We start from the raw sequence: 23,838 nt of genomic DNA, 5'->3' as shown, positions 1-23,838 counted from the left end.
CGCAACGCGAGGTGCCACGGGCGGGGGCCAAGCCCCGCCCTTCTCTAGCAAGAGGTAAATATGATGACAAGAAAGTCCTCTGTGGCCACCCTGCTGGCCGCGCTCTGTCTGAGTGGCCAGTTGTGGGCCGCCACCCCTTATGACATCAATCAGGGCTATGCTGGCGGCAGCCAGGTCAGCTTCAACGGCCAGCTCTACGAGGCCAAGTGGTATGCCAATCCGGGCCAGAGCCCGGGGCTGCAGGTCGCCAACGAGTGGGACTCGCCGTGGGCGCTGATGGGGGAGGGTGAGGTGACACCCCCTGGCGGCGGAGAGGGGGTCACTCCGCCTGAGCAGGGCGGCAGCGGTACCGCCGATGGCAGCCCCGTCTATCTGAGCCAGAGCGAGCTGGATGCCAGGGAGCAGGCGCTTACCGACTTCCCGGCCATGACGGCGGTCAAGGCCTCCATCGCCACCCGCGACAACGCCGTGGTCGAGGCGGTGGCCCCTGGCCTGCCGCTCAACCCCGCCAACGTCAAACGGGTGGAGGGGTTGCTCAGCGAGTCGCAGTTCAACTTCCTGTTCCCGCTGCGGGCGCCGGAGTACACCTATCGCGGCTTCCTGCAGGCGGTGGCCAAATTCCCGGCCTTCTGTGGCGACTACAGCGACGGGCGCAACGCCGAGGCCATCTGCCGCAAGTCGCTGGCCACCATGTTCGCCCACTTCGCCCAGGAGACCGGCGGCCACGAGAACTGGCGACCCGAGCCCGAGTGGCGCCAGGGCCTGGTGTGGGTGCGCGAGATGGGCTGGACCGAGCAGATGCGCGGCGGCTACAACGCCGAGTGCAACCCCGAGGTGTGGCAGGGTCAGCAGTGGCCGTGCGGCAAGTTCGACAACGGCGAGTTCAAGAGCTACTTCGGTCGCGGTGCCAAGCAGCTGTCGTACAACTACAACTACGGCCCCTTCTCCGAGGCCATGTTTGGCACAGTGCGCACCCTGCTGGACAACCCGGAGAAAGTGGCGGACACCTGGCTCAACCTGGCCAGCGCCGTCTTCTTCTTCGTCTATCCGCAGCCGCCCAAGCCCTCCATGCTGCACGTGGTCGACGGCACCTGGCAGCCCAACGCCCACGATCGGCAGAACGGCCTGGTGCCGGGCTTCGGGGTGACCACCCAGATCATCAACGGCGGGGTGGAGTGCGGCGGTGCGGCCGAGCATGCCCAGTCCCAGAACCGGATCACCTACTACCAGGCCCAGGCCCAGTATCTGGGGGTGCCGGTGCCCACCGACGAGGTGCTCGGCTGCAAGAACATGAAGGTGTTCGACGAGGCCGGATCCGGCGCCCTGCCCATCTACTGGGAGAACGACTGGAGCTATGTGCCGGGCAACCCCAACGGCGGCAAGAGCTACGCCTGCAAGCTGGTGGGCTACCAGACCCGTTTCAGCGCCTTCAAGGAGCGTGACTACAGCCGCTGCGTGCAGCACTTCTTCCCCGAGGTGGTTATCGAGGACAACGGCGGTGGCACCAACCTGCCGCCGGTGGCCAGCATCAGCGGCCCGAGCGAGGCGCTGGGCGGCGCCACCGTGCTGCTCTCCGGCCAGGGCTCGAGCGATCCGGAAGGCAAGCCCCTCAGCTACGCCTGGACCCTGCCGGCCGGGGCCAGCGCCTCGGATCTGACCCAGTCCACCCTGAGTGCCACCCTGCCGCCGACCCCGGCCAGTGACACCCGCTACGGCTTCGTGCTCAAGGTGACCGACGACAAGGGGCTGAGCCGCAGCGCCACCCACGAGATCCTGATCAAGGGCAGCGGCGGTACCACGCCGCCGGATGGCAACCCGCCTTACAAGGAGGGCACCGCTTACAAAGCCGGTGACAAGGTGAGCAACCTGGGGGACAACTACCAGTGCAAGCCCCATCCCTACACCGGCTGGTGCGCCGGCGCGGCCTGGGCCTACGAACCCGGCAAGGGCACGGCCTGGAGCGATGCCTGGATCAAGCTGTAACGGCATCTCTGTGCAATAAAAAAGGCCCGTCAGGGCCTTTTTTCATGGGATGAATGCGCTCACAGTGGCTTTTGCCACAGGCTCAGCAGCAGATCCTGCTCCAGCGCGTCCGGTCCCTGGTGGGTGAAGGCGTGGCGCTGCTCACCGCTGGCACGCCAGCCGAGGCGACTGGTCTCCAGAATGTGCTCGCGCAGGCCCTGATCCATCTGCATGCTGAACTGGCAGCGCAGCTGACCCATGGGGTCGAGGCCGGCCAGGCTCGGCCAGCTCAGCGGGTGCTCCATGCTGACAGGGTTGAGGCTGACCCTCAGCTGCCACTGATGGCGCGGCCCCGGCTGCAGGTAGAGCAGGTAGCCGCCCGGTGCCAGCCAGTTGACCAGCAGCTCGGTCTTGACCTTGAGATCGTTGACCAGCAGCAGCTGGGCCGTGCCCGGCATGATGGGGGCGCGGGCCGGATCGGCGATGACGAACTGGCCTTCCGGCTGGGCCTTGTTGGCGGCGAAGATGGTGTTCTTGGCGATGTCGACGCCGGCAAACTGCCAGCCCGGCAGCCGTTCGGCCAGGGCGCGGCAGTAGTAGCCCTCGCCACAGCTCAGGTGGATCAGCTCGCGTGGTTCGAGGGGGGCGAGCAGGCTGGCCATCGCCTCGACCAGCGGCAGCTGGTGGCCCTGCTCCAGGAAGTGGCGCTTGGCGCGCATCAGGGCGCGGCTGTCGCTGTCCTTGGGATTCTTCTTGCCGGGGATGAGATCCAGATAGCCTTCCGGGGCGGGATCGAAGTGGTGCTTGTTGGCGCAGTAGCGCCCCTTGGAGGCGTCATGCAGCTGAAGGGGGCTGCGGCAAATGGGGCATTGAAGGTGCATAGGATCTCTCTTGGCGAAAGCCGTGCTGGCAGGGGCGTTCGGGATTATAGGGGAGGCGATCAGAAAAGGCTGCCGTGGCAGCCTCTTTTATCCGGCGACCCAGTGCGGGGCCGCCAGTAGCGGGGATCAGCGGGTGCCGAACACCACTATGGTCTTGCCGTGGGCGGAGATCAGCTCCTGCTCTTCGAGCATCTTGAGGATCCGGCCGACGGTCTCGCGGGAGCAGCCGACGATCTGGCCGATCTCCTGACGGGTGATCTTGATCTGCATGCCGTCCGGGTGGGTCATGGCATCCGGCTGTTTGGCCAGGTTCAGCAGGGTCTGGGCGATCCGGCCGGTCACGTCCAGGAAGGCGAGGTTGCCGACCTTCTGGCTGGTGTGCTGCAGCCGCTTGGCCATCTGGCCTGAGAGGCGCATCAGGATTTCCGGGTTGACCTGGATCAGCTGGCGGAATTTCTTGTAGGAGATCTCGGCCACTTCGCAGGAGCCTTTGGCACGCACCCAGGCGGAACGCTCGGGATTCTCGTTCTCCTCGAACATGCCCATCTCGCCCAGGAAGTCGCCCTGGTTCAGATAGGAGAGGATCATCTCCTTGCCTTCATCGTCCTTGATCAAGACGGCCACAGTGCCCTTGACGATGTAGTAGAGGGTTTCCGCCTTCTCACCCGCGTGGATCAGGGTGCTCTTGGCGGGATACTTATGAATGTGGCAGTGCGACAAGAACCATTCCAGGGTGGGATCGCTTTGCGGTTTGCCAATGACCATGAGAATTCCTCTGTAGTGTCTTTTTATGGACTCGTGCGTCCGGGCAAGCTGCCAACCTTGCCATTCCTTGTATTAGTCGCAGTAGGATAAGAGCCTTTGTCTGTGCTGACAAGGCTTTGAGGGCTTTTGCCAGCTCCCCTTGCAACCCCTGCTGCGCTCCGTTCGCCATTGTAAGGAAGCTGGGGGCATCAGATGTTGATTTTGATCTAGTTAGCCCGGAAGTTCGTGAAAATGGCGGATATGTGCCGCTGTCGCGCCGTCTGGGGTATGCTATGTCGGTCAGATCTGTCGTCATCAAGAGGAAAAGTGAAATGAAAGCCAAGGTCAGCTGGGTGGAAGGCATGAAGTTTGTGGGCGAGAGTGAGTCCGGTCACCAGGTGATCCTGGACGGCGCCAACCCCGGCGAGGGTGCCAGCCCGATGGAGATGATCCTGCTGGCGGTGGGTGGTTGCAGCTCAATTGATGTGGTCTCCATTCTGGAGAAGGCGCGTCAATCCGTGACCGCCTGTCATGTGGAGCTGGCCGGAGAGCGGGCTGACTCGGTACCGCGGGTGTTCGAGAAGATTCACCTCAACTTCGTGGTGACCGGCAAGGGGCTGGCCGAGAAACAGGTGGCCCGCGCGGTGGATCTGTCGATGGAAAAATATTGTTCAGTTTCCCTGATGTTGGAAAAAGCGGTAGAAATTACCCATAGTTATCAAATTGTTGAAGCCTGATAGCCGTGATTATTCCGATCGAATAACGCCATGACATAAGGAAAGTGCAATGAAAAAAATGATAGTGTTGCTCCCCCTGCTGGGACTGGCGGCCTGCAGCATGCCGCAGCCGACCCAATACCAGTTCAGCCAGTACCAGTGTGGTGAAGAGATGCTGGCCGTGACCTATGACGCCCAGGCCGACATGGTGCAGTTCCCCTATGCCGGGGTCTACCACAAGCTGGGCCGAGTCGAGGCGGAGTCCGGCGCCAAGTATTCCGACGGTGTCACCACCTTCTGGAACCAGGAGAAGCAGGCCATCCTCAGCCAGAAAGGGGTAACCCTGCTGACTTGCCAGCGCAAGTGACTGTCATGGTGTGATCGCAACGGCCTGCTTGATGCAGGCCGTTTTGCATTCAAAGGAAGGGATCAGCGGGTGGGCAGGGAGTCGAGCATCTTGGCGGCCAGCTGCCGGCTCAGCTGCTGGCGATCCCCTTCGGCGATGGCCACGTCGCTGGCCAGGGAGATGGCGCTGCTCCACACCGCCTGCTGGGTACGCCGGTCGAGCAGCACGATGGCCAGGGTTCCCTTGCGGGCATCGGCCTTGGCCTGCAGCCCCGGCGTCATGCCAAGGCGGGCGAAGATCTCGCCGTCGCTCAGATCCTTGCTGCCGGCCACCCCGATGGCGACCCAGAGGTCGGCCTCGTCGAGGGGCACGCTCTGCCACCCCTTGCTGCCCAGCGCCTGGTTGACCGCCTGCTGGACCGGCTCCAGCCAGCCCTCGGCGCTGTCGCCGGCATACTGGAGCTGCTCGGCCAGCGCATAGCGCGGCGTCGCCCCGAACGGCCAGCTGGCCGCCGGGCGCACCACCATGGTGCCCGCCTCCAGGGTCGGTGCAGCGGGGCCGCTGCTGCAGCCGCCCAGCAGGGCGGCCAATCCCACAGAGATAAATGCTAACCGCATCGTCAGCTCCTTGGCTCAGGTGATCTTGCCGGTTTCGAGCAGCTGCTGGATCAGCGGGCGCAGGATCAGCTCCATTGCGAAGCCCATCTTGCCGCCCGGCACCACTATGGTGTTCATCCGCGACATGAAGGACCCGTCGATCATCGACAACAGGTAGGGGAAGTCCACCTGCTTGATGCCGCGAAACCGTATCACCAGCATACTCTCGTCCAGGCTCGGGATCACCTTGGCGCTGAAGGGGTTGGAGGTGTCCACCGTCGGCACCCGCTGGAAGTTGATGTGGGTGCGGGAGAACTGGGGGGTGATGAAGTTGATGTAGTCATCCATGGAGCGGACGATGGAGTCGGTGACCGCCTCGCGGGAATGGCCGCGCTCCGAGGTGTCGCGAATGAGCTTCTGGATCCACTCCAGGTTGACGATGGGCACCACCCCGATGAGAAAGTCCACGTGGCGGGCCACGTTGTGATCCTCGGTGACCACGCCGCCGTGCAGCCCCTCGTAGAACAGCAGGTCGGTGTCGTTCGGCAGGTTCTGCCAGGGGGTGAAGGTGCCCGGCATCTGGTTGAAGGGCACCGCCTCGTCGAAGCTGTGCAGGTAGCGCCGATACTGGCCGCTGCCGTTCTGGCCGTACTCCTGGAAGAAGCTCTCCAGCAGGCCGAAGTCATTCGCCTCGGGACCGAAATAGCTGATGTGGCGCCCCTGTTCGCGCGCCTTGCGGATCGCCACGTCCATTTCCGGGCGGGTGTAGCGGTGAAAACTGTCCCCTTCCACCACAGCCGCCTGATAACCGAGCTGATGAAACATGGAGCGAAAGGCGATGGTGGAGGTGGAGGTGCCGGCACCGGACGAACCGGTAACCGCAATGATGGGATGCTTGGCCGACATAGAATTCTCTCTTCCTTGGGAGTTTCCGTTATAAGGGCATGTTCCGAGTACGGTCAAGTGTGCGGTCTGACAGTACCGCCGCGCAACTGCTTCGCTGGCGTGCCAGCATCGGCGGCAGACAAAAAAAGGGCTGCCGTGGCAGCCCTTGCGACAAACAAGAGAAAAACTAGTCTGCCTGCTTGTTGCCAGCCGCAGGCTTGATCCCCACCAGCACGGCCCCCAGCAGGATAAACAGCACCCCGAGCGCCTTGCCCGGCTCCAGCGGCTCGGCGAAGAGCGGGATGTTGACCGCCAGCAGGTAGACCAGCGCATAGCTGGTGCTGAGCAGGGGGTAGGCGATGTTGAGCGGGGTGGAGTGCAGCGCCGCCAGCCAGCAGAGCAGCGACAGCACATAGCAGCCGATGCCGGCCAGGATCACCAGCAGCGGCAGCGGATGGGCCAGCATCAGGGCGAGATCCGGCTGCCAGGCCGGCAGCTGGATCGCCCCCCACTTCATGCCGAGCTGGGCCACCGTCACCAGCACTATGCTGCCGAGCACGTAGAGATACCCCTTCAGCGCCTGCTGATGGCCGCCGCTCATAGCAAACCTCCCAGCAGCAGGGCGCCCACTATGATGGCGCCCACCCCCAGCCAGTTGTGGTAGCTGATCTGCTCGTGAAAGAACAGTCTGGAGCCCACCAGCACCAGCACCAGATTGATGCTGAGCATGGGGTAGGCCATGCCGAGCGGCAGCCGCTGCAGCAGGTAGATCCAGAGCAGCATGCCGCAGCCGAGGGCCGCCACGCTGGCGATGAGCCAGGGGGAACGCAGCTTCTGCCAGTGGTTGCAGGGGCGGCGCTGCCAGCTGATGACCGCCTGCTTTTGCAGCATCTGGCCGCTGCAGGTCAGCAGGCACACCAGCAACAGCAGCAGTATGTCCATCACTGGGCCCCGTGGTAGATGAGCAGGGTCAGCCGGTGGCTGACGATGGTCTCGTCGGCGGGGGGCACGGGCCCGGTGTTGCCGTCGCGATCCGTCTTCATCAGCAGGGCCACCTGGCCATTCTTGCGCGCCTGTGCCAGCCAGGCCGGGAAGTCGGCGCGGGCCACGTAGCGCCCCGCTGCATCCGGGTAGCTGAGGCCGTAATGGACCTCGCCCTTGCTGTCGAACAGGTTGATCTCGCTGCGCCGGGTGCCCCAGGCGAGGGAGGAGGCCAGCCCCACGTCGTTGGCCAGCAGGGTGCCTGACTTCATCAGCACGGCCTGATTGGCCTCGATGAAGCGCTCCGGCAGCTTGGAGTCGATCAGCGATTGCGGCAGTGCCCAGGGCAGGCCGATGGCCAGCACCATGGGGCAGAGCGCGCTCAGGGTCCAGCGCTGGCTGATGGCCTTGAGCTGAACGAAGCCAAGCAGACTCCAGCCGGCGAAGATGACCATGGCCACCGCCAGCGCACCGTGATCCTCCTCGCCGTAGACGGCGTGGCGGGGGGAGAAGGCCAGCACCGCCAGCACGATCAGGCAGACGAGGCCGAACAGGCCGTTCAGCCAGGCGTTGACCTTGAAGGCCCGCTCTTTCCCCTCCTTGAGCAGGTCGACGGCGCTGGCGGCCATCAGCATGGCCAGCGGGGCGAAGCAGGGCAGTATGTAGGTGAGCAGCTTGCCCTTGGCCACGCTGAAGAAGAGGAAGGGCAACACCACCCAGGCCAGCAGGTAGAGGGTCTCCGGGTTTATCTTGCGCTCCTGCCAGCCCTTGCGCAGGGCGCCGGGCAGCAGGCCGAGCCAGGGCAGGGTGCCGAGCAGCCCCATGGGCAGGTAGTACCAGAAGGGGGCCTTGTGCTGGGCGTTGTCGGCGGCGAAGCGCTGGATGTGCTCAATCCAGAAGAAGTAGTGCCAGTAGTCCGGCTCGCGCAGGTGCACGGCGATGGCCCAGGGGGCTGCCAGCAGGGCCGCACTCAGGATGGCCAGCGGCCCGAAGCGCACCAGCTCGAGCAGACGGCGTTGATAGATGACGTAGGGCACTATGACCACCACCGGCACCGCCAGGGCGATGAAGCCCTTGGTGAGAAAGCCCATGCCGCAGGCGAGGCCGAACAGCAGATAGCCGCCGATCCGGCTGGCAAGGGAACCCTCCTTGCGGATGATGTAGAAGCTCACCATGGCGGCGTTGAGCCAGAGGGTCACCATGGCGTCCAGTACGCTGTAGGTGCCGATGCCGTAGACGATCAGCAGCGACAGATAGATGAGCCCGGCGAGAAAGGCCTTGCGCCGGCACTGCCACAGCTGCAGGGCGAACCAGAAGATGAGCACGGCACTGAGGCCGGTGGCGGCGGCCGAGGCGAAGCGCACGGCGAAGTTGGTGTCACCGAACAGCTGCTGGCTGATGCTGTTGAACCAGTAGCCGGCGATGGGCTTCTCGAAGTAGCGCAAGCCCAGGAAGTGGGGGACCACCCAGTCTCCGGTGCTCACCATCTCCCGGCTTATTTCGGCGTAGCGGTTTTCGTCCGGGCTCCAGAGCGGCCGCTGGTCGAGCGGCAGCAGGTAAAGGAAGAGAAAGAACAGGGGCAGGGCCCACTTGGTCAACGTCATGACATCCTCTGTTGCATGGTGTGATTAGCGCGATGGTTAGTCCTGCCACCCGAAGTGGCGTCATTCATCTCAGGCCTCGGCCTTGCAGCCGAGCCAGCCCTCCCGCCCGGGTAGGGTGCCGCGCACCAGCCGGCCGGTGGGCAGCGTGGTCGGGTCGGATGGTAACAGATCCCCGAGCGGCACGAAGCGGATGCCGCGCGCCCTGGCGTCGCCGAGCAGGGCAGCGAACTGATCCGCCATCACGATCCCTTCCACTTCGGCGTGGATGGTGTAGACGTGGGGGCCCTGCGCCGGCGGGGTCGCCAGCTGATCCAGCAGGAAACGGTTGAAGCCGTCGACCGTCACCTGATGACCCACCACCTCGTCGAAGGTGGGCAGGTTGACCGGGATCTGCGGGGTGCCGGGGCGACCGTCCTGCAGCAGGGGCCGAAACAGGCCGCTGCCGCGACAGTCGCTGTTGTAGCGAAAGCCGAACTGCTCCTTGGCCTGGGTGGTGAGCGGGTCGGCCCGCCAGCCGGCGGCGGCGGAGCAATCCACTTCGCGCCCCAGGATCTGGTTGAGCGCATCCACCCCGAGCCGGGTCTGACGAATCAGCTCGGCTTCGTCCCAGCGGCCGGTGTTGGCCTGCCAGCCGTGGTGATCCCAGGCGTGCAGCCCCACCTCGTGACAGGCGCTGTCGGTGTCGCGCATCAGGGATCCGAGCTGCTTGCCGATGGACTTGCCGGGCCAGGCGGTGCCGGCCAGCAGGATGTCCAGCCCATAGAGGGATGCTGCGTTGGAGCGCAGCATCTTGAGCAGAAAGCGGGGTTTTAGCAGGCGCCACAAGTGGCGCCCCATGTTGTCCGGTCCGACCGAGAAGAAGAAGCTCCCCTTGACCTGATGCTTGTCGAGCAGTTGCAGCAGGCGGGGCACCCCGTCACGGGTCCCCCTGAAGGTATCGACGTCGATCCGCAGACCTACCTCAGTCATGCTCGACTCCCGTGGTGACCGCCCCTTGCAGGAAGAAGTCGAGGGTGTTGCCTATGGTCTCTTCCATCTCGATGGTCGGTTCCCAGTCCAGCAGGCGGCGGGCATTGGCGATGCTCGGCCGGCGGTGGGAGACGTCCTGATAGCCATCGCCGTAGAAGGACTTGCTCTCCACCAGCTTGAAGCCGGCGAACGGCGGGAACTGGTCGCGCAGCGGGTGAGCCTCGAACTTGGCGAGCAGGATCTCGGCCATCTGCTGGATGCTGGCCTCGTTGTCCGGGTTGCCGATGTTGATGATCTGGCCGTCGCAGCGGTTCCCCTTGTTCTCGATGATGCGGAACAGGGCCTCGATGCCGTCCTCGATGTCGGTGAAGCAGCGCTTCTGGGCGCCACCGTCCACCAGCTGGATCGGGGTGCCGTCCACCAGGTTGAGGATCAGCTGGGTGATGGCGCGGGAGCTGCCGATGCGGGCGGAGTCCAGGCTGTCCAGACGCGGCCCCATCCAGTTGAAGGGACGGAACAGTGTGAAGTTGAGCCCCTCTTTCTTGCCGTAGGCCCAGATGACGCGGTCCAGCAGCTGCTTGGAGACCGAGTAGATCCAGCGCTGCTTGTTGATGGGGCCGACGATGAGGCGGGAGCTGTCTTCATCGAAGCTGTGATCGTCGCACATCCCGTACACCTCGGAGGTGGAGGGGAAGATGATGCGCTTGTGGTACTTCACGCAGTAGCGGACGATCTTGAGGTTCTCCTCGAAGTCGAGCTCGAACACGCGCAGCGGGTTGCGGGTGTACTCGATGGGGGTGGCGATGGCCACCAGCGGCAGGATCACGTCGCACTTCTTGATGTGATACTCGATCCACTCGGTGTGGATGCTGATGTCCCCCTCCACGAAGTGGAAGTTGGGGTGGCCGATGAAACGATCCACCGCACTGGAGCCGATGTCGAGGCCATACACCTCGTAGCCGCCATCCTGGAGCAGGCGCTCGGTCAGGTGGTTGCCGATGAAGCCGTTGACGCCGAGGATCAGCACCCGGGTCAGCCGCGCCTTGCGCAGGGCATTGCTCGCCTTGGCGCCGATCTTCATCCCTTCCACCAGCCCCAGTTCGCGGGCCAGCTGGGCGCCGCGCACATAGAGCCCCCCTTCGGCCTGACCGGCCACGATTTCCAGCACCCCTTCACCGCAGGCGATGCGCAGCGGCTCCTGGCTCAGGATGGTGCCCGGCTGCTTGTCGCTCTGCTGGGCCAGCCAGTGGCTCTTCCACACCGTCAGCTTGCGATCGCCGGCGAAGCTGAAGGCGCCCGGGTAGGGCTGGGTGACGGCGCGCACCAGGTTGTGCAGTTCGCGGGCCGGGCGGTGCCAGTGCAGCTCGCCATCGGCCGGGGTGCGGCGGCCATAGTAGCTGGCCTTGCTCTCATCCTGCGGGGTGAGGCGGATGTCGCCAGCGCGCAGCTTGGGCAGTTCCTGCTCCAGCAGCGCCCGGGCGGCGAGACGCACCTTGCCGTGCAGGGTCAGCGCGGTGTCGTCGTCGGCAATGGGCACCGCCTGCTGGGCGACGATGGCGCCGGCATCGGGTTTGGCGGTCATCTGGTGCAGGGTGATGCCGGTCTGGGTCTCGCCGTTGACCAGGCACCAGTTGATGGGGGCGCGGCCGCGGTAGGCGGGTAGCAGGGAGCCGTGCAGGTTGAAGGCGCCGACGGTCGGGATGTCGAGGATCGCCTGCTTGAGCATGTTGCGGTAGTAGAAGGAGAAGAGGGCCTGGGGCGCCAGCTCCTGAATGCGCTCTATCCAGAGCGGGTGGTTCACGTCCTCGGGGGAGTAGACCGGCAGGTTGTGCTCGGCGCAGAGCTGGGCGACCGAGCCGAAGAAGCGGTTCTCGCCCGGATCGTCGGCGTGGGTGAAGACGGCCTGGATCTCGTAGCCTGCCTCGAGCAGGGCCTCGATGCCGGTGCAACCGATATCGTGATAAGCAAAGACGACGACTTTCATTATTCAGCTTCCTGTTGCGAAGGGGTGGTGGCGGTGCGCACGATCCGGTGGATGAAGTAGCGGGGACGGGCGCGCACGTCTGTGTACATGCGGCCTATGTACTCTCCCAGCAGCCCCATGCCCAGCAGCTGCACGCCGACAAAGGTGAAGAGAATGGCAAAGAGGGTGAAGACGCCATCAGCGGCCCAGTCGGCGCCCATTACCAGGCGCATCAGGATCAGCAGGATGGAGAAGACGAAACCAATACCCGCCACCACGCTGCCGACGATGCTGAGCAGACGCAGCGGGGTGGTGGTCATGCAGGTGACCAGGTCATACATCAGGTTGATGAGGTGCATCAGCCCGTACTTGGACTCGCCATGGGCCCGCTCGGCGTGGCCCACTTCCAGCTCTATGGTGCGGCGAGCGAAGCTGTTGGCCAGGATGGGGATGAAGGTGCTGCGCTCCTGACAGCAGAGCATGGCGTCGATGATGTGGCGGCGATAGGCGCGCAGCATGCAGCCGTAGTCGCTCATGTGCACGCCGGTGGCCTTTTGCACCGACTTGTTGATGAGCTTGGAGGCGGTCTTGCGAAACCAGGAGTCCTGGCGGTTGCGGCGCATGGTGCCCACCACGTCGTAGCCCTGCATGGCGGCTTCCACCAGGCGGGGGATCTCCTCCGGCGGGTTCTGCAGATCCGCATCCAGGGTGATCACCAGATCCCCCTTGGCGGTCTCGAAGCCGGCCATGATGGCGGCGTGCTGGCCATAGTTGCGGTTGAGCAGCACCCCGACCAGCTTGCTGCCATCAATGGCGGCGGCTTCGCTGATGAGCTCGGTGGAGCCGTCATGGCTGCCGTCGTCGATGAGGATCACTTCGTAATCCTGCGACAGCTGATCACAGGCGGCGGTAACCCGGCTCAGCAGCACGGGCAGGCTGGCCTCCTCGTTGTAGACGGGGATGACCACCGAAACCAGCTTGATGTCAGTGTTGTTCACGTTTGGTTACTCCAATATGTCGATAAGGGCCGCGACCACGCGGTCAACGTCGGCCAGCGTCATGTCCGGGAAGAGTGGCAGGGTGCACAGGCGCGAGGAGTTCCACTCGGTATGGGGCAGGCTGAGGGTCGGGTAGCGTTCGCGGTAGTACTTCTGGGTATGGGCTGCCCGAAAGTGCAGACCGGTGCCGATGCCACGCTCCTGCAGCGCCTGCATCAGCTGATCCCGATCGAGGCCGCAGCGCTCGGGGTCGACTCGTACCATGAACAGGTGCCAGGCGTGCAGGTGGGGGTAGCCCGGCACGGCGAGCGGTGCCAGCGGCAGACCGGCCAGCCGCTCCTGGTAGCGGGCCACCAGTTCGGCCCGTTTGGCATTGAGCTCGGGCAGGCGTGCCAGCTGCACCAGGGCGATGGCGGCGTTGATGTCGGCCAGGTTGTACTTGAAGCCCGGGGTGATCACCTCCGCCTGCGGCTTGCGGCCCAGGCTCATGCGATCAAAGGCATCCACTCCCAGGCCGTGGAATTTGAGCATCCGCACCTTGTCTGCCAGCGCCTTGTCGTCGGTCACCAGCATGCCCCCTTCGGCGCAGGTCATGTTCTTGATGGCGTGGAAGGAGAAGATGGCGGTGCCGCTGGCGCCGATCCAGCGCTCCCGATAACGGGTACCGACTGCGTGGGCGGCATCTTCGATGACCGCAATACCGTGCCGGCCGGCCAGCTCAAGGATGGGGTCCAGGTCGATGGGGGCGCCGGCATAGTGCACCGGGATGATGGCCTTGGTCCTGGCGGTGATGAGCGGCGCGATCAGCTCGGCGCTGGTCATCAGGGTATCCGGGTCGACGTCGACGAAGACCGGCTCGGCCCCCAGCAGGGTGATGATGTTGATGGTGGAGACCCAGGTCTGGGAGGGGGTGATCACCTCGTCTCCCGGGCCTATGCCCAGCGCCATCAGGGTGACGTGCATACCGGCGGTGGCGGAGCAGAGGGCAACGGCATGCTGGCAGCCGAAGGTATGGCAGAATTGCTGCTCCAGTTCATGATTCTTCGGGCCCGTGGTGATCCAGCCCGATTTCAATACATCACAGACAGCACTTATCTCGGCATCGCCCATGGCTGGCCGTGAAAATGGCAGAAAATCTTGCATATGAGATCCAACAAAGAATATTAATCAGCGCCCATTAAATTGGGCTCCCCCAAACTGTTTTACTCAACATACGGATATAAAAGCGGGCCTGCAATGGTCCAGAAACAGCTGGTAACAATTAACTGGTGCGGACATCTTAGGTAGTGTGATAAATATTTATAACCCCCAAACCTAATGTTTTTCCAAATTACAAATTCTCTGACATTCTGGTTGTATCAATATGAACATTACTGTATTTGGAAGTGGCTACGTGGGCCTGGTTCAGGCCACCGTGCTGGCCGACGTCGGTCACCAGGTCATCTGTGTCGATGTCGATGAACAGCGGGTGGCTGCCCTGATGGACGGTCATGTCCCTATCTATGAACCCGGGCTCGACACCCTGCTGCAACGCAACATCAAGAGCGGCGCCCTGGTGTTCACCACGGATGCCGTACAGGCCGTCGAACACGGTGATGTGCAGTTTCTGGCGGTGGGGACGCCACCGGGGGAAGATGGCTCCGCCGATCTCAGCCACGTGCTGACGGTGGCCGAAACCATCGCCCGGCATCGTGACCGGCCCGTCATCATCGTCAACAAGTCGACCGTGCCGGTGGGCACCGCCGACAAGGTGACCGCCAGGGTGAAGAGCATCCTGCAGCAGCGGGATCAGTCGTTCGCCTTCGACGTGGTCTCCAACCCCGAATTCCTGAAAGAGGGCTCCGCCATCCAGGACTGCCTGCGGCCGGATCGCATCGTGGTGGGCACGGCCAACGAGGCCTCCCGCCAGCTGATGCGCGAGCTCTACGAGCCGTTCAACCGCAACCACGACCGCATCCTGTTCATGGATGTGCGCAGCGCCGAGCTGACCAAGTACGCCGCCAACTGCATGCTGGCCACCAAGATAAGCTTCATCAACGAGATGGCCGGACTGGCCGAGCGGGTCGGCGCCGACATCGAGATGGTGCGCCAGGGGATAGGCTCGGATCAGCGCATCGGCTACCAGTTCATCTACCCGGGTTGTGGCTATGGCGGCTCCTGTTTTCCCAAGGATGTCAAAGCCTTGCTGGCCACGGCCCAGGAGCTGGAGTACGACACGCCGCTGATCCGGGCGGTGGAGCGGGTCAACGAATTGCAAAAGTCGCGGCTGTTTCAGCTGCTGTCAGCGTTCTTCCGCTCCGAAGGGGAGACCCTGGCAGGCAAGACCATCGCCCTGTGGGGGCTGGCGTTCAAGCCCAACACCGACGACATGCGCGAGGCGCCGAGCCGGGCCCTGATGGAGGCGTTGTGGCAGGCCGGTGCGACCGTGCAGGCCTATGATCCCGAGGCGATGCAGGAGGCCCAGCAGATCTACGGCAACTGCGACAAGCTGCGCTTGATGGGCACCAAGGAGGCCGCCCTGTTTGGTGCGGATGCCCTGGTGATCTGCACCGAGTGGAACCACTTCAAGGCCCCCAACTTTGCCGCCATCAAGCAGGCGTTGAAGCGACCCCTGATCGTGGACGGTCGCAATCTGTTTGATCCGGGTCGCATGAAAGATCATGGGTTCCATTATTACGCCATCGGCCGGGGCGAATCGGTAATGAAATAGCATCTTGTCATATTTGGCCGCCATCAATAATCAGCTGTGTGGCGAATTAATCTGCTGGATATTGGCTGAAGCGAGATATTGCTCTCACTATTTTTATGGGGAGGGCGAGTTTTGTCATCATAATTTAATATTGTGAACCGCTTCACTTTATTTATTCTATTTTGTCGATATGGCCCGGCGCTTAATTATTGCGGTCACCCTTGTCGTTATCCGCTATCGGGGAGAGAGGACAGGCCGCGCCAGGGGCGCAAGGTGTTTGCAGAACCGGCATGAACAACATCCGGCAAGGTGGCAGCAATGCCAGTCAACATGGCCCTGCGCAGTTGCGCAGGGCCATGTTGTTTTATCGGGGGCAGGGAGATCCGGCGGGAACAGACAGGGAGAAGGGCAGCCAGGGTGGCAGGCCCGCAACGGCAATGGGCAGGCTATTGCGGTAGGTCGTCCACCTGCGCCCTGTCGAGGGTCGCCTTGGGCACTATGTTCACGCTCTCGTGCAGCTCGCTGTACACGATCACCGCCACGCCCTGCTGCAGCTGAGCTCTGACATCGTCGACCTTGTCGGCCAGACTGACATCCTGTTCGCCATACTCGGTGCCTTCCTGCAGCACGAAGTGCTCGAGCAGGTTGTTGAGGGTGTCTGCATCCAGCTCTTGCCAGGGGATTATCATGGTTTCATCTTCCGTTACCAGAGAGCGGGTATTGTCTATCTGTGGTCGGCCAGCGCAAGGGATTTATCTGGCCGCCCGCCGATGAGGTGAGAGAGCGGCCGCCATGGCTACCGGCCCGTACCTTGAGTCTGCTCCTGCAGCCACTGGCTGATCCGCTCCTCCAGCCAGAATCTTGGCCGCCAAGGGGTACCGTGCAGGAAGCCCACGTGGCCGCCCCGCCGGCTCAGCTCGTAACGCACCATAGGGGAGAGCTGCTCCGCCTGCGGGATCACCGCCTCGGTCATGAAGGGATCGTCGGCGGCGTGGATCACCAGGGTGGGGATGGGGATCTGCGCCAGCATCCCCAGGCCCGAGCAGCGCTGGTAGTAGTGATCGGCGCTGTCAAAACCGTGCAGCGGCGCCGTGACCTGCTCGTCGAACTCGCGCAGGGTGGCGATGGCGCGCACCTGCTGCGGCTGCCAGCGGGCGCTGGCAGCCGCCTGCCGCCGGATCTTCTGCTGCAGGTTGTGGCGCATGGTGCCCAGCAGATAACGCTGATAAACCCGCGAGAAGCCCTGATTAACCCGATCGGCACAGCTGTCCAGCCGCAGCGGCGCCGAGATCACCACCGCCGCCTTCAGCTCGCGCGGGCAGGCGCGCGCCAGCAGATTGACCAGCATGTTGCCCCCCAGCGAATAGCCGATGGCGATGAGCGGCTTGCCGGGAAAGCGGCGGCCGAGCTCGGCGATCACCGCCTGGGCATCCTCGATGGCACCGGAGTGATAGGCCTGCAGCAGCCGGTTCGGCTCGCCGCTGCAGCCGCGAAAGTGCATCAGCACCGCCTCGTTGCCCTGGCGTTGCAGGTGGGCGAACAGCCCCTTGGCATAGTGGGAGTGAATGCTTCCCTCCAGCCCGTGAAACAGCACGATGAGCGGTCGCTCATCCCGGCTGATCTCGCCGCTCCAGGCGAGATCGACGAAGTCGCTGTCCGCCAGCTCGAAGCGCTCGGCCACGAAGCGGGCCGGCTGGCGGCGCAGCCACTTGGGCAGGATGGTTTGCAGGTGGGGATTGCGTGCCCACCAGGGGGCGTGAAAGTGGCTTTCGATCAGCATGCTGGGTCCGGGACAGAAAAGGAAACGGCGAGCAGCCGGGCTGCTCGCCGTCGGGATCAGGCCGGCAGGCTGTCGTGGTGCTCGGCACCGCGCAGCATGGCCTGGATCAGCTCGTTGGCTTCAAACTTGGTCAGCGCCTCGTGGGCACCCACCTGGTGGGCCCGCTCCACGCTGATCTCGCTCGAGAGCGAGGTGTGCAGGATGATGTAGGCACCCGCCAGCTTGGCGTCGCTCTGCACCTCGAAGGCCAGCTCGTAGCCGTCCAGCCCCGGCATCTCGATGTCGCTCACCAGGATGTCGATGGGGGTCTTCTGGGCGGCACGGGTCTGCATCAGGGTCAGCGCATCCTTGCCGTTGGTGCACACCTCGTAGGGGATGTTGATGTAGTCCAGCGCCGCCATCAGCTGGCGGCGGGCGACCGAGGAGTCATCCACCAGCAGGATCCGCATCGGCTTGATCCGCTCCCGCTGCACGTCGGTCAGCACCGGGTAGAGGTGACTGGGGTCGTCCGGGTAGACCCGGGAGAGGATCAACTCCACGTCCAGCAGCTGGATCAGCTGGTCATTGACCCGGGTCACGCCGGTCACGAACACGTTGTGACCGAGGGAGGCGGGGGGCGGCGCTATGTCGCGCCAGTTGCATTCGGTGATCTTGTCGATGCCGCGCACCAGAAAGCCCACCAGGGTGCGGCGGCAGTCGGTGATGATGATGAAGCAGTGCGGCATCTCTTCCTGGCTGATCGGGCGATAACCCACCGCCATGGCCATGTCGATCACCGGGATGGTAGTGCCACGCATGCTGGCGGCGCCGAGCACGGTCGGGTGCGAGTGCGGCATGGCCGTCAGCTGGGTGTAGGGCACTATCTCTTTTACCTTGAGGGTGCCGATGGCGAAGGATTGCTTGGCCGAGAGATGAAACAGCAACATGCCCTGGGATTGGTTGGCCTTGCTTTTCATGGCAGATGTCCTGTGAGTCAAAACGGTATCAGTCGATTCAGGCCCCTAGCATAAAGGATTATAGGAGAAATGGCCCTTCCGTTATTAACGACCGTTTGCCGTAAAACTGGACTCATTTCATCCATTTATTGCGGCGATCCGCCCTGGTGCGAACCGCCGGGGGCCGAGCTGCGAGGGGGCGGTCAGAGCGCGAGCAGGGTCGCCAGCGGGCAGCCGAGCCACTGCTGGCAGGCGCGATCGAGGGCGCGCTCATCCTCGTAACCGAGCTTGCTCGCCACCTGGGGAGCCTTGCTGCCGCTCTTGAGCAGACGCACCGCCTGCAGCAGCTGCCACTGCGCCCGCAGGGCATCGGCCGCCAATGCCGGTTCGCTGAGACCGCGCTGCGCCAGCGCCTGCTGCCATGCCTCGTTGCCGCCAGCCTGGCCAGCGGCCAACCCCTGCCAGGCGGTCTGCAGCGCAACATCCGCCTGCGACTGGATGGGGCAGCCCTGCAGCTCGTCGAGCAGCACCTGCAACCGGTGACCGTAGGCGCCGTGCCAGTCGCGGGGGCGCTGCCAGTCGGCCAGGCTGTCGAACAGGGGGTCCAGCAGCGGGCCGGGTTGCAGCCAGCCCGCCTGGGCGGGCTGGTCGACACGCACCGAGCAGGTCAGCAGATCGTAACGGCAGCCGGCCAGCGGGCTGAACGCGGCCAGGGCATCGGCACAGAGCCAGAAGTGGCTTCCCGTCGTCAGCAGCAGCTCATGGGCGCCGAGTCGCAGCAGTGCCGCACCCCGTGCAATCCGCAGCAGTTGCCCTGCCGGCACGCGTTTGCGAACGCCGACTTGCAGATGGGGGGTGAAAAAATGCTGATGTTCGATGGCGTGATGCATGTAAAAACCCTGATATGATGCTGCCAGGAGGTAACAAAAATGGAAACCAGACGTAAAAAACGCTTCATTGCCGGGGCTGTTTGCCCGGCGTGCGGCAAAATGGACACCATGATGCTGTATATGGAGCATGGAGTCGAGAAGGTGACCTGCGTCGAGTGCGGAGACACCCAGGTGCAGACCGAGGCCGAGGTGGCCAAGGTGACCCGCGAGACCGAACAGGTGATCGGGGTGTTTCGCCCGGAATAATGGAGGGGCAGAGCGCAGATGGTGCCCATCCCTCGGGCTGATGGCGGCCGCCGGCCTGCACGGGCCAGCGCGCCGCTCACTCCCATGAGTGCCGGCCAACGGGATGGCGGGCGGCTTTGCATTGCCATCCCCTGCTGGCTTTTTCATCACGACTGAGCCGGGCGCACCATATGCTTGTCTGCCTTTTTGAGGTATTCTGGGCCCGTTTTTTTCTATCCGCAGGATCCCTGACATGAAAGTAGCTCCCCTGAGCGTGGTTACGCTGGAATACACGGTCACCGACGAACACGGTGAAGTCATCGACACCACTGTCGGTAAAGAGCCTCTGGTGTATCTGCACGGTACCCGTTATCTGGTCTCCGGCCTCGAAGCCGAGCTGGAAGGGCGCAGCGTGGGCGAGGCGTTCGACGTCACCCTGACGCCGAGCCAGGCCTATGGCGAGTACGACGAGAACCTGGTGCAAGAAGTGCCGGGCGAGCTGTTCGACGGCATGGAAGTGTCTGAAGGGGATACTTTTGTGGCCGAGACCGACGAAGGTCACCGTCCGGTGACCGTGGTCGAAGTGTCCGAAGAGTTCGTCAAGGTGGATGGCAATCATCCGCTGGCCGGCGTGACCCTGGGCTTCAAGGTCGAGATCAAGGACGTGCGCGCCGCCACTGCCGAAGAGCTGGCCCATGGCCACGTGCACGGTGCCGGTGGTTGCGGTCATGACCATGGCCACGACCACGATCATGGTCACGACCATGAGCACGGCGGTTGCTGCGGCGGTGGCCATCACGGCCACGATCACGGTCATGACCACGGCGACGACCATGGTCACGGCGGCTGCTGCGGTGGCGGCGGTTGCGGTGGCAAGGGCCATCAGCACTGATCACGGCCTGGCCGATGATAAAAAAACCCGCGCATGGCGCGGGTTTTTTTATGGCTGCGCACTCAGTAGTGCGGCGGCGGGGTCTCTTCGGCCATGCTGGCGATCTGGCTTGGCTGCACGCTCTGCAGCTTGTCCACCAGCAGCTGGATCCGATGCTTGAGCCGATCCAGCTCGCGCCCCTGGGTGGTGACCTCCTCGTTGAGCTGCTCCACCGTGTATTCGGCGAAGGCGAGGCGGCTTTCCAGGGTTTCGAGGCGATCGTTTAATTGCTGACTCATGGGCCTTTTGGTCCTTACTTGATAGTCCAGATTTCGGCCAGGCCGCTGGAGCTGGCACTGACAAGGTGGCTATTGTCGCGCAAAGCCACGCCGTAGACCACTGCGCTCGGCGGTTTCACCTTGGGATGGGGCGAGACGCGCCAGCTCTGCAGCAGGCTGCCGTCGCTCACCTGCCACAGGGAGAGCTGGCGGGAGGGAGCGCCGGTGATGAGCCACTTGCCGTCGTTGGCAAAGCGCGCCGTGGTGTAGACCTCGAAGCGGTGGTCGAACTGCAGCCGGCTCAGCTCCTTGCCGGTTGTCAGATCCCAGATGCTGGCCTGGCGGCTGTCGGCGGTGAAGGCGAGCCGTCCGCTCGGGTCGAGCCGGGCCAACACCACCCGGCCGGCGTGGTTGAAGCGCCACACCACCTGGCCGCTGCGGGTATCCCACAGGTAGGCGCTGTAGTCGTTGCCGCCGGTGAGGGCATAACGGCCGTTGGGGGAGATGTCGACTGTGTTGACCTGCTCGGTGTGGCCGAGGAATTGCAATCTGCGGCCGGTGCGGGTGTCCACCACCTCCGCCTTGCCGTCTTCCCTGCCGATCAGCACCTGGCGGCCGTCGGCGGAGAGGGCGATGTCCCTCAGCCTGGATTCAGGAAGCGAATAGTAGCCTTGGGACTGGCCATCCTTGAGGCGCCAGATCCCGAAGGTATTCAGGCTGGCGGTCACGGCGTGGCTGTTGTCCGCCGAGAAGCGGGTAATGATGACGAAGTCGTCCGGATTGTCGGACTGGCGCCAGCGCCAGCGCTCCTTGTCCTGCTCCAGGTCCCACACTACCGTGCCCTGGCCCAGGCTGGAGACGATGGCCTGCTTGCCGTCACTGGCCAGATCGGCGCTCAGCAGCCCCTGGCTGGCGAGGGTCAGTTGCCGGTCCGGCGATGAGCTCTGTTCGCAGCCTGTCAGTATCAGGCAAACCGCGACGAGATAAATGGCACTTTTTATCATTTTTCCTGTCTCATGCTTTCGTTACCTGCGATCACGGCGTTAGTATAAGGCGCTTATCACGATAAACCTCTCATTTCACGAAGGAACCGAGAGCGGTATTTAGAGTTTTGGAGAAACTGATGAACAATTTTCTGAAGGTGTCCCTGTTGGCTGCGGCGGTTGCCGTAGGTCTGACTGCTTGCCAAAAAGACGAGAAGACTGCTGCGAATACCGCAGAGGTCAAGGCAGAAGCCAGCAAGCCGGCAGAGGCCCCCAAGGCTGAAGCCAAGAGCTTTGAAGAGCAATCCGGCTATGCAATTGGCCTCTCCATGGGTCGTTATATCGCCAATACCCTGGAGCGCCAGCAGGAGCTCGGCATCAAGCTGGACAATGCCGTGATCCTGAAGGGCGTCACCGACGGTCTGGGCAAAGAAGCCAAGATGACCGACGAGGATATCCAGAAGGTTCTGCAGCAATACGATGCCAAGATCAACGAGCTGACCAAGGCCAAGGCTGACAAGGATGCGGTGGAAAACCTGAAGAAGGGTGAAGAGTACCTGGCCGCCAACGCCAAGAAAGAGGGCGTGAAGAGCACCGAATCCGGCCTGCAATACCAGGTCGAGAAGATGGGTACCGGCGCCAAGCCGAAGGCCACCGACATCGTCAAGGTACACTACACCGGTACTCTGACCGACGGCACCAAGTTTGACAGCTCCGTCGATCGCGGCGAGCCGGCCACCTTCCCGCTCAACCAGGTGATCCCGGGTTGGACCGAAGGCGTGCAGCTGATGCCGGTTGGTTCCAAGTTCAAGTTCTTCCTGCCGTCCAAGCTGGCCTATGGCGAGCACGGTGCAGGCTCCATCCCGGCCAACGCCGTGCTGGTGTTCGACGTTGAGCTGCTGGCCATCGAGAAGCCGGCTGCCGATGGCGAGAACGCCAAGAAGTAAACGGCCCGCGTTGAAAAAACGGCTCCTTAGGGAGCCGTTTTTGCTTGTATATCCTGCCGAATGGCGGGATAAAAGAGAGAGTCGCCAACTGTGCTAAGATGGCGAAATAGACAACAAAATCAATTGCAAGGATGGCGCCGTGGCGGAAAGCAAACCCCGAGTCCTGCTGGTGGAAGATACCCGCAGTCTGGCAGTGGTCTATGAACAGTATCTGGTCCAGGATGGCTATGAGGTGCTGCGGGCCGACTGTGGCCAGCAGGCCCTGGCCCAGCTGCTGAGCAGCCCACCCCCCGTGGTGCTGCTGGATCTCGAGCTGCCCGACATGTCCGGCATGGACATTCTGCAGCAGATCACCGAACAGCAGCTGCCCTGCTCGGTGGTGGTGATCACCGCCCACGGCTCGGTGGACGTGGCGGTGGAGGCGATGCGGCTCGGCGCCTTCGACTTTCTGACCAAGCCGTTTGACGGCAAGCGGCTGTGCGCCACCGTTCGCAACGCCTTCAAGCACCAGCAACTCAGCTCGCTGGTGGCCCAGTACCGGGAGAACTTCGAGCGCAGCTCGTTTGCCGGTTTCATCGGTGCTTCCATGCCGATGCAGGCGGTCTATCGCATCATCGAGAGCGCGGCGCCGAGCAAGGCGACCGTGTTCATCACCGGCGAGAGCGGCACCGGCAAGGAGGTGTGCGCAGAGGCCATCCACCAGTGCAGCCCGCGCCGGGAGCAACCCTTCATCGCCCTCAACTGCGCCGCCATTCCCCACGACCTGATGGAGAGCGAGATCTTCGGTCACGTGAAGGGGTCGTTCACCGGCGCCCAGGGGGATCGCAAAGGGGCGGCCAGCCTGGCGGATGGCGGCACCCTGTTCCTCGACGAGATCTGCGAGATGGATCTCGACCTGCAGAGCAAGCTGCTGCGCTTCATCCAGACCGGCACCCTGCAGCGGGTCGGCAGCGGCAAGCTGGAGACGGTGGACGTGCGCTTCGTCTGTGCCACCAACCGGGATCCCCTGGTGGAGGTGAAAGCGGGGCGTTTTCGCGAGGATCTCTACTACCGGCTGCACGTGATCCCGCTGAGCCTGCCGCCGCTGCGCGAGCGGGGCGAGGACATACTGTTGCTGGCGCGCAACCTGTTGCAAAGCTACGCCAAGGAAGAGAGCAAGCGTTTCAAGGATTTCGATGCCGAGGCGGCGCGGGTGCTGCTCGACTACCCCTGGCCCGGCAACGTGCGCGAGCTGCAGAACGTGGTGCGCAACATAGTGGTGCTCAACGACCGCGAGCTGGTGAGCCCTGACATCTTGCCGCCGCCCCTCAATGGCAGCCGGGGGGGCCTGCCGCTGGCGGTATCCGCACCGGCGCCGGTCGGCAGCACCGAGCCTGTGATGTCCAATGCCCCGATCCGCCCGCTCTGGCTGGTGGAAAAAGAGACCATAGAGCAGGCCATCGCCAGCTGTGACGGCAACATTCCCAAGGCGGCGGCCCTGCTGGAGATCAGCCCCTCCACCATCTATCGCAAGAAACAGAGCTGGGAGGAGGCGAGCCTGGTCTGACGTCCTGGGGCTACCCCCTCGGGGGATGAAGCGTGCGGGGCGGCCCATT

25 protein-coding genes are annotated in these 23,838 nt (G+C 63.5%); 8 read left to right on the top strand and 17 right to left on the bottom strand.

The window, feature by feature from the left end:
- The first annotated feature begins 60 nt into the window (after nucleotides 1–60).
- The gene (locus AB5Y94_RS00130; RefSeq protein ID WP_368204438.1) at nucleotides 61–1,983 is read left to right on the top strand and encodes a glycoside hydrolase family 19 protein; all 1,923 of its coding nucleotides are present in this window, start codon (nucleotides 61–63) and stop codon (nucleotides 1,981–1,983) included.
- A gap of 59 nt (nucleotides 1,984–2,042) precedes the next feature.
- On the opposite strand, the gene AB5Y94_RS00125 is transcribed toward AB5Y94_RS00130, so the two are convergent.
- Nucleotides 2,043–2,843 carry a putative RNA methyltransferase gene (locus AB5Y94_RS00125; protein ID WP_099358998.1) on the bottom strand — a complete coding sequence of 267 codons (801 nt, stop codon included), beginning with the start codon at nucleotides 2,841–2,843 and terminating at the stop codon, nucleotides 2,043–2,045.
- 126 nt (nucleotides 2,844–2,969) lie between these two features.
- A complete protein-coding gene (crp, locus tag AB5Y94_RS00120; RefSeq protein WP_005304048.1) occupies nucleotides 2,970–3,608 on the bottom strand; it encodes a cAMP-activated global transcriptional regulator CRP in 639 nt (212 codons plus the stop codon).
- A 311-nt stretch (nucleotides 3,609–3,919) separates the two neighbouring features.
- On the opposite strand from crp, the gene AB5Y94_RS00115 reads away from it, so the two are divergent.
- Together AB5Y94_RS00115 and AB5Y94_RS00110 are read left to right on the top strand one after the other, a co-directional pair.
- Nucleotides 3,920–4,324: an OsmC family protein gene (locus AB5Y94_RS00115; RefSeq protein ID WP_005304045.1), complete on the top strand. Its 405-nt coding sequence runs from the start codon at nucleotides 3,920–3,922 to the stop codon at nucleotides 4,322–4,324.
- Between the two features lie 49 nt (nucleotides 4,325–4,373).
- Nucleotides 4,374–4,670 carry an MliC family protein gene (locus tag AB5Y94_RS00110; protein ID WP_017763891.1) on the top strand — a complete coding sequence of 99 codons (297 nt, stop codon included), beginning with the start codon at nucleotides 4,374–4,376 and terminating at the stop codon, nucleotides 4,668–4,670.
- A 62-nt stretch (nucleotides 4,671–4,732) separates the two neighbouring features.
- Here the strand turns inward: AB5Y94_RS00110 and AB5Y94_RS00105 are convergent, their stop codons facing one another.
- The 9 genes from AB5Y94_RS00105 to arnB all read right to left on the bottom strand — a co-directional run bounded on the left by AB5Y94_RS00105 (nucleotide 4,733) and on the right by arnB (nucleotide 13,788).
- Entirely contained in the window at nucleotides 4,733–5,266 is a 534-nt protein-coding gene (locus tag AB5Y94_RS00105; protein ID WP_279452380.1) for a DUF4136 domain-containing protein, read from the bottom strand.
- A 15-nt stretch (nucleotides 5,267–5,281) separates the two neighbouring features.
- Nucleotides 5,282–6,151 carry a phosphoribulokinase gene (locus AB5Y94_RS00100; RefSeq protein ID WP_010634905.1) on the bottom strand — a complete coding sequence of 290 codons (870 nt, stop codon included), beginning with the start codon at nucleotides 6,149–6,151 and terminating at the stop codon, nucleotides 5,282–5,284.
- Between the two features lie 166 nt (nucleotides 6,152–6,317).
- Nucleotides 6,318–6,731, bottom strand: a complete 414-nt coding sequence (gene arnF, locus AB5Y94_RS00095) for a 4-amino-4-deoxy-L-arabinose-phosphoundecaprenol flippase subunit ArnF (protein ID WP_017787714.1) — start codon at nucleotides 6,729–6,731, stop codon at nucleotides 6,318–6,320.
- Entirely contained in the window at nucleotides 6,728–7,072 is a 345-nt protein-coding gene (locus AB5Y94_RS00090) for an EamA family transporter (protein ID WP_005304030.1), read from the bottom strand. Before AB5Y94_RS00090 ends, arnF begins: the two co-directional genes overlap by 4 nt.
- Complete coding sequence (arnT, locus tag AB5Y94_RS00085; protein WP_368204437.1) at nucleotides 7,072–8,715, bottom strand: lipid IV(A) 4-amino-4-deoxy-L-arabinosyltransferase; 1,644 nt, start codon at nucleotides 8,713–8,715, stop codon at nucleotides 7,072–7,074. Before arnT ends, AB5Y94_RS00090 begins: the two co-directional genes overlap by 1 nt.
- 69 nt (nucleotides 8,716–8,784) lie before the next feature.
- Nucleotides 8,785–9,684 (bottom strand): 4-deoxy-4-formamido-L-arabinose-phosphoundecaprenol deformylase, encoded by a 900-nt coding sequence (gene arnD, locus AB5Y94_RS00080; RefSeq protein WP_368204436.1) that lies wholly within the window; start codon nucleotides 9,682–9,684, stop codon nucleotides 8,785–8,787.
- Entirely contained in the window at nucleotides 9,677–11,668 is a 1,992-nt protein-coding gene (arnA, locus tag AB5Y94_RS00075; protein ID WP_368204435.1) for a bifunctional UDP-4-amino-4-deoxy-L-arabinose formyltransferase/UDP-glucuronic acid oxidase ArnA, read from the bottom strand. The genes arnD and arnA overlap by 8 nt, the downstream gene beginning before the upstream one ends.
- Entirely contained in the window at nucleotides 11,668–12,645 is a 978-nt protein-coding gene (arnC, locus tag AB5Y94_RS00070; protein ID WP_368204434.1) for an undecaprenyl-phosphate 4-deoxy-4-formamido-L-arabinose transferase, read from the bottom strand. The genes arnA and arnC overlap by 1 nt, the downstream gene beginning before the upstream one ends.
- A 6-nt stretch (nucleotides 12,646–12,651) precedes the next feature.
- On the bottom strand, nucleotides 12,652–13,788 hold the full coding sequence (gene arnB / locus AB5Y94_RS00065; RefSeq protein ID WP_017787720.1) for a UDP-4-amino-4-deoxy-L-arabinose aminotransferase: 1,137 nt from the start codon (nucleotides 13,786–13,788) through the stop codon (nucleotides 12,652–12,654).
- A gap of 220 nt (nucleotides 13,789–14,008) precedes the next feature.
- Here arnB and AB5Y94_RS00060 point away from each other — a divergent pair, with 220 nt between their 5' ends.
- Nucleotides 14,009–15,355, top strand: a complete 1,347-nt coding sequence (locus AB5Y94_RS00060) for a UDP-glucose/GDP-mannose dehydrogenase family protein (protein ID WP_010634898.1) — start codon at nucleotides 14,009–14,011, stop codon at nucleotides 15,353–15,355.
- Between the two features lie 425 nt (nucleotides 15,356–15,780).
- Here AB5Y94_RS00060 and AB5Y94_RS00055 read toward each other — a convergent pair whose 3' ends face one another.
- The 4 genes from AB5Y94_RS00055 to AB5Y94_RS00040 form a co-directional block, all read right to left on the bottom strand.
- A complete protein-coding gene (locus tag AB5Y94_RS00055; RefSeq protein WP_005304010.1) occupies nucleotides 15,781–16,023 on the bottom strand; it encodes a YheU family protein in 243 nt (80 codons plus the stop codon).
- A 107-nt stretch (nucleotides 16,024–16,130) separates the two neighbouring features.
- Nucleotides 16,131–17,114, bottom strand: a complete 984-nt coding sequence (locus tag AB5Y94_RS00050; protein ID WP_368204433.1) for a hydrolase — start codon at nucleotides 17,112–17,114, stop codon at nucleotides 16,131–16,133.
- 56 nt (nucleotides 17,115–17,170) lie between these two features.
- The gene (locus AB5Y94_RS00045) at nucleotides 17,171–18,070 is read right to left on the bottom strand and encodes a chemotaxis protein (protein ID WP_005304001.1); all 900 of its coding nucleotides are present in this window, start codon (nucleotides 18,068–18,070) and stop codon (nucleotides 17,171–17,173) included.
- Nucleotides 18,071–18,252: 182 nt separating this feature from the next.
- A complete protein-coding gene (locus AB5Y94_RS00040) occupies nucleotides 18,253–18,939 on the bottom strand; it encodes a hypothetical protein (protein WP_368204432.1) in 687 nt (228 codons plus the stop codon).
- A 39-nt stretch (nucleotides 18,940–18,978) separates the two neighbouring features.
- On the opposite strand from AB5Y94_RS00040, the gene AB5Y94_RS00035 reads away from it, so the two are divergent.
- Together AB5Y94_RS00035 and AB5Y94_RS00030 are read left to right on the top strand one after the other, a co-directional pair.
- On the top strand, nucleotides 18,979–19,185 hold the full coding sequence (locus tag AB5Y94_RS00035) for a YheV family putative zinc ribbon protein (RefSeq protein ID WP_010634894.1): 207 nt from the start codon (nucleotides 18,979–18,981) through the stop codon (nucleotides 19,183–19,185).
- A gap of 232 nt (nucleotides 19,186–19,417) precedes the next feature.
- Complete coding sequence (locus tag AB5Y94_RS00030; RefSeq protein ID WP_005303992.1) at nucleotides 19,418–20,056, top strand: peptidylprolyl isomerase; 639 nt, start codon at nucleotides 19,418–19,420, stop codon at nucleotides 20,054–20,056.
- A gap of 62 nt (nucleotides 20,057–20,118) precedes the next feature.
- Here the strand turns inward: AB5Y94_RS00030 and AB5Y94_RS00025 are convergent, their stop codons facing one another.
- Both AB5Y94_RS00025 and AB5Y94_RS00020 read right to left on the bottom strand, forming a co-directional pair.
- Nucleotides 20,119–20,334, bottom strand: a complete 216-nt coding sequence (locus tag AB5Y94_RS00025) for a SlyX family protein (RefSeq protein ID WP_005303987.1) — start codon at nucleotides 20,332–20,334, stop codon at nucleotides 20,119–20,121.
- Nucleotides 20,335–20,348: 14 nt separating this feature from the next.
- Nucleotides 20,349–21,317 (bottom strand): WD40 repeat domain-containing protein, encoded by a 969-nt coding sequence (locus AB5Y94_RS00020; RefSeq protein WP_017784365.1) that lies wholly within the window; start codon nucleotides 21,315–21,317, stop codon nucleotides 20,349–20,351.
- Between the two features lie 119 nt (nucleotides 21,318–21,436).
- Here AB5Y94_RS00020 and fkpA point away from each other — a divergent pair, with 119 nt between their 5' ends.
- Together fkpA and AB5Y94_RS00010 are read left to right on the top strand one after the other, a co-directional pair.
- Nucleotides 21,437–22,243 (top strand): FKBP-type peptidyl-prolyl cis-trans isomerase, encoded by an 807-nt coding sequence (gene fkpA / locus AB5Y94_RS00015; RefSeq protein WP_005303977.1) that lies wholly within the window; start codon nucleotides 21,437–21,439, stop codon nucleotides 22,241–22,243.
- A 139-nt stretch (nucleotides 22,244–22,382) separates the two neighbouring features.
- The gene (locus AB5Y94_RS00010; protein WP_042049593.1) at nucleotides 22,383–23,789 is read left to right on the top strand and encodes a sigma-54 dependent transcriptional regulator; all 1,407 of its coding nucleotides are present in this window, start codon (nucleotides 22,383–22,385) and stop codon (nucleotides 23,787–23,789) included.
- The last annotated feature ends 49 nt before the right edge of the window (nucleotides 23,790–23,838 follow it).

Source organism: Aeromonas sp. s5, from assembly GCF_040907865.1.
GTDB lineage: Bacteria > Pseudomonadota > Gammaproteobacteria > Enterobacterales > Aeromonadaceae > Aeromonas > Aeromonas dhakensis.
This window is presented reverse-complemented; position numbering and strand designations above follow the sequence as displayed.

Bases quoted from the DNA above. Each gene is read 5' to 3' on its own strand.
- AB5Y94_RS00090 (WP_005304030.1), bottom strand. From the start codon at position 7,072: ATGGACATACTGCTGCTGTTGCTGGTGTGCCTGCTGACCTGCAGCGGC.
- AB5Y94_RS00035 (WP_010634894.1), top strand. From the start codon at position 18,979: ATGGAAACCAGACGTAAAAAACGCTTCATTGCCGGGGCTGTTTGCCCG.
- arnD (WP_368204436.1), bottom strand. From the start codon at position 9,684: ATGACTGAGGTAGGTCTGCGGATCGACGTCGATACCTTCAGGGGGACC.
- AB5Y94_RS00105 (WP_279452380.1), bottom strand. From the start codon at position 5,266: ATGCGGTTAGCATTTATCTCTGTGGGATTGGCCGCCCTGCTGGGCGGC.
- AB5Y94_RS00130 (WP_368204438.1), top strand. From the start codon at position 61: ATGATGACAAGAAAGTCCTCTGTGGCCACCCTGCTGGCCGCGCTCTGT.
- fkpA (WP_005303977.1), top strand. From the start codon at position 21,437: ATGAACAATTTTCTGAAGGTGTCCCTGTTGGCTGCGGCGGTTGCCGTA.
- AB5Y94_RS00025 (WP_005303987.1), bottom strand. From the start codon at position 20,334: ATGAGTCAGCAATTAAACGATCGCCTCGAAACCCTGGAAAGCCGCCTC.
- AB5Y94_RS00055 (WP_005304010.1), bottom strand. From the start codon at position 16,023: ATGATAATCCCCTGGCAAGAGCTGGATGCAGACACCCTCAACAACCTG.
- AB5Y94_RS00060 (WP_010634898.1), top strand. From the start codon at position 14,009: ATGAACATTACTGTATTTGGAAGTGGCTACGTGGGCCTGGTTCAGGCC.
- AB5Y94_RS00110 (WP_017763891.1), top strand. From the start codon at position 4,374: ATGAAAAAAATGATAGTGTTGCTCCCCCTGCTGGGACTGGCGGCCTGC.
- AB5Y94_RS00045 (WP_005304001.1), bottom strand. From the start codon at position 18,070: ATGAAAAGCAAGGCCAACCAATCCCAGGGCATGTTGCTGTTTCATCTC.
- AB5Y94_RS00030 (WP_005303992.1), top strand. From the start codon at position 19,418: ATGAAAGTAGCTCCCCTGAGCGTGGTTACGCTGGAATACACGGTCACC.
- arnT (WP_368204437.1), bottom strand. From the start codon at position 8,715: ATGACGTTGACCAAGTGGGCCCTGCCCCTGTTCTTTCTCTTCCTTTAC.
- AB5Y94_RS00020 (WP_017784365.1), bottom strand. From the start codon at position 21,317: ATGATAAAAAGTGCCATTTATCTCGTCGCGGTTTGCCTGATACTGACA.
- AB5Y94_RS00100 (WP_010634905.1), bottom strand. From the start codon at position 6,151: ATGTCGGCCAAGCATCCCATCATTGCGGTTACCGGTTCGTCCGGTGCC.
- AB5Y94_RS00115 (WP_005304045.1), top strand. From the start codon at position 3,920: ATGAAAGCCAAGGTCAGCTGGGTGGAAGGCATGAAGTTTGTGGGCGAG.
- arnA (WP_368204435.1), bottom strand. From the start codon at position 11,668: ATGAAAGTCGTCGTCTTTGCTTATCACGATATCGGTTGCACCGGCATC.
- AB5Y94_RS00125 (WP_099358998.1), bottom strand. From the start codon at position 2,843: ATGCACCTTCAATGCCCCATTTGCCGCAGCCCCCTTCAGCTGCATGAC.
- arnB (WP_017787720.1), bottom strand. From the start codon at position 13,788: ATGCAAGATTTTCTGCCATTTTCACGGCCAGCCATGGGCGATGCCGAG.
- arnF (WP_017787714.1), bottom strand. From the start codon at position 6,731: ATGAGCGGCGGCCATCAGCAGGCGCTGAAGGGGTATCTCTACGTGCTC.
- AB5Y94_RS00040 (WP_368204432.1), bottom strand. From the start codon at position 18,939: ATGCATCACGCCATCGAACATCAGCATTTTTTCACCCCCCATCTGCAA.
- crp (WP_005304048.1), bottom strand. From the start codon at position 3,608: ATGGTCATTGGCAAACCGCAAAGCGATCCCACCCTGGAATGGTTCTTG.
- AB5Y94_RS00050 (WP_368204433.1), bottom strand. From the start codon at position 17,114: ATGCTGATCGAAAGCCACTTTCACGCCCCCTGGTGGGCACGCAATCCC.